Source organism: Mesorhizobium sp. M2C.T.Ca.TU.002.02.1.1, from assembly GCF_003997225.1.
The window spans coordinates 1-2,380 of sequence record NZ_RZTO01000895.1; the positions used below are offsets into that span (position 1 = coordinate 1).

At 63.8% G+C, this 2,380-nt stretch carries 3 protein-coding genes; 2 read left to right on the forward strand and 1 reads right to left on the reverse strand.

Annotation, left to right across the window (positions count from 1 at the left end; all coding sequences use genetic code 11):
• Positions 1–69: 69 nt before the first annotated feature.
• Complete coding sequence (locus EOD07_RS31070; RefSeq protein ID WP_127238008.1) at positions 70–543, reverse strand: Lrp/AsnC family transcriptional regulator; 474 nt, start codon at positions 541–543, stop codon at positions 70–72.
• 137 nt (positions 544–680) lie between these two features.
• On the opposite strand from EOD07_RS31070, the gene EOD07_RS31075 reads away from it, so the two are divergent.
• Positions 681–1,436, forward strand: coding sequence for a tryptophan 2,3-dioxygenase family protein (locus EOD07_RS31075; RefSeq protein ID WP_127238009.1), 756 nt, complete (start codon positions 681–683; stop codon positions 1,434–1,436).
• Positions 1,437–1,714: 278 nt separating this feature from the next.
• On the forward strand, positions 1,715–2,137 hold the full coding sequence (locus tag EOD07_RS31080) for a DoxX family protein (RefSeq protein WP_127238010.1): 423 nt from the start codon (positions 1,715–1,717) through the stop codon (positions 2,135–2,137).
• Positions 2,138–2,380: the final 243 nt, after the last annotated feature.

The window sequence follows — 2,380 nt, forward strand, 5'->3', positions numbered from 1 at the left end:
GTGCCCGTACGAGCGGCCTGCGGGGCTCGGTTGGAGGAGGGGCTGCCGGGGTCTCAAGACCCCCTGCGCCTACTCGCGCAACGCACGCGCCGCCGCCTCTGCAAAGGAGATGTCGCCCTTGATCTCGCGCATCGCCATCGACGTCACCGTGCGGCGCACGCCGGGCAGGCGGCTGAGCTCCTCGCGCAGCATCTTGTCGAGCGCCATCATGTCGACGGTGACGATCTGGAGCAGATAGTCGGCCTCGCCCGTGGTGGCGTAGCAGCGGCGGATCAGCGGGTGCTTCTTCACCGCCGCCTCGAAGGCGTCCGACACCTCGAAGTCGATCGACACCTGGATGAACGCCTCGATGCCGAAGCCGATCCTGGCCGGGTCGACGCGGGTCGAATATCCGCGGATAATGCCGGCCTCTTCCAGCGCCTTCACCCGTTTCCAGCAAGGCGTCTTGCTCAATCCGACCGCCTCGGCGAGCGCGCCGAAGGAGATGCGCGCGTCGCGCTCAAGCGCAGCGACTATTCTGCGGTCGAGTGTATCCAGCGTCATTCGTTCTCCAATATGGCAGAAGGCGTCGACAGTCGTCCTTCATTTTTCGCCATTTGAACAACAGAAAGGAACAATGTTCAAGCCGAAAGCGCTATCCTTGTCGCCAAGTGGAAAACCTGTCGCGAGGAGGACGAGCCATGGACAAGACGGACTATCACGCCCGCATCGAGGCGCCCGAAATGCGCGACTACGGCGTTTATCTGAAATGCGACCAGCTGCTCGCCTGCCAGAAGCCGCTCGCCGAGATGGTCAATGCCGACGAATTGCAGTTCCAGATCGTGCATCAGGTCGAGGAGCTTTGGATGAAGCTTATCGCCTACACGCTGGTCGACGTGCTCGACTATCTGGAGAGGCAGGACACCCACCGCATCGTCACGCTGATGGGCCGCGTGCACCGGCTGATGCGCATGATGACGGCGCAGCTCGATCTCCTGGAGACGATGTCGCCCAAGGAGTACCAGCAGATCCGCCTGCAGCTCGGCAATGGCAGCGGCCAGGAATCACCGGGTTTCAAGCTCTTGCTGCGCCTGCCGCCGGATCTTTGGCGGGCCTTCAAGCATGCCTATTGCGACGGCCGCGGGCTGACCGTGGAGGATATCTATGACGAGCATTACGACCACGGTGATTCCTATGTCGTGGCCGAGGCGCTGATCGAGTTCGACGAGCTGTTCCAGAAATTCCGCGCCAACCACCTTTATCTGATCCACCGCTCGATCGGGCTGGGCGCCAAGTCGCTGAAGGGACGGCCGGTGGAAATCCTGGAAGGCGGCGCCCGCCATCGCTTCTTCCCCGATCTCTGGGACATACGCTGCGACATGACCGACCGCTGGGGCGCCGAATACGGCACCGTGCGGGATTCGATCAGCCATCCGCCGCAGGCGAAGGTCGGCTGAGCTTTTTTCCTCGCCCCGCGCGAAGCGGGGGGAGAGGTGGCGCGGCGAAGCCGCGACGGAGAGGGGCCTTCGTAAAACACCAAGCTTGGCTGGCTCGCGCCGCGGCGCTTGATCCTTCATGGCCGGCGCTGCCCCTCTCCGACCGCTTCGCGGCCACCTCTCCCCCGCGTTGCGGGGGCGAGGAAGGGCGCTCCAACAATTTTTCCACCCCCCTGTCGGAACCATCGCCCTTCGTCCGTCCTTGGAGCACATCAACCACTTCAACCGGAGGGACACTCGTGGAAAACACACAATCGACCTGGCAGACCGTCGCCATTCTCATTGCCCGCCTGATCTTCGCCGCCATGTTCGCGATGGGCGTCGCCTTCAAGCTCATGGATATGGGCGCCACTGCCGGCTACATCGCCGCCGCGGGCTTTCCGTTCCCGCTGTTCCTGGCCTGGTGCGCGGCGATCCTCGAAACGCTGCTGGTGATATCCTTCCTCACCGGCGCTTATCTGACACCGTTGGCGCTGATCGGCGCGGTCTACGTCACCTTCCTTGGCTTTGCCTTCCACGGCCCGTCGCACTGGGCCGGAAACCAGGCCGAATTCGGCGCCTTCATGTCGCATTTCCCCTTCGCCGCCGGCCTGCTCTACGCCGCGGCGCACGGCCCCGGCAGCGTGTTGGCCCTCAAGCAGGGCTGGCCGGGCAGGGCATGACCCTTTCCTTCTCCCCGTTCCACGGGGGTGAGGCGTGGTCCGCGTTAGCGGAACGAAAAGCCAATTGCTTGGCTTTTCGAGCAACGAACGCCCGGAGCGAAAGCGCAGGGCTGTCATGCCCCGAAGGGGCGGATGAGGGGCGGCGCCCACATTTCCAGGCAAGGCGCCTACCCACCCTCACATCTGGTCGTTATACGGCTCCTTCATCTGCCCAACCATGCGCGCCAGCTTGGAGAAGGACGG

Coding starts and splice junctions, on each gene's coding strand:
- EOD07_RS31075 (WP_127238009.1), top strand. CDS start 681: ATGGACAAGACGGACTATCACGCCCGCATCGAGGCGCCCGAAATGCGC.
- EOD07_RS31070 (WP_127238008.1), bottom strand. CDS start 543: ATGACGCTGGATACACTCGACCGCAGAATAGTCGCTGCGCTTGAGCGC.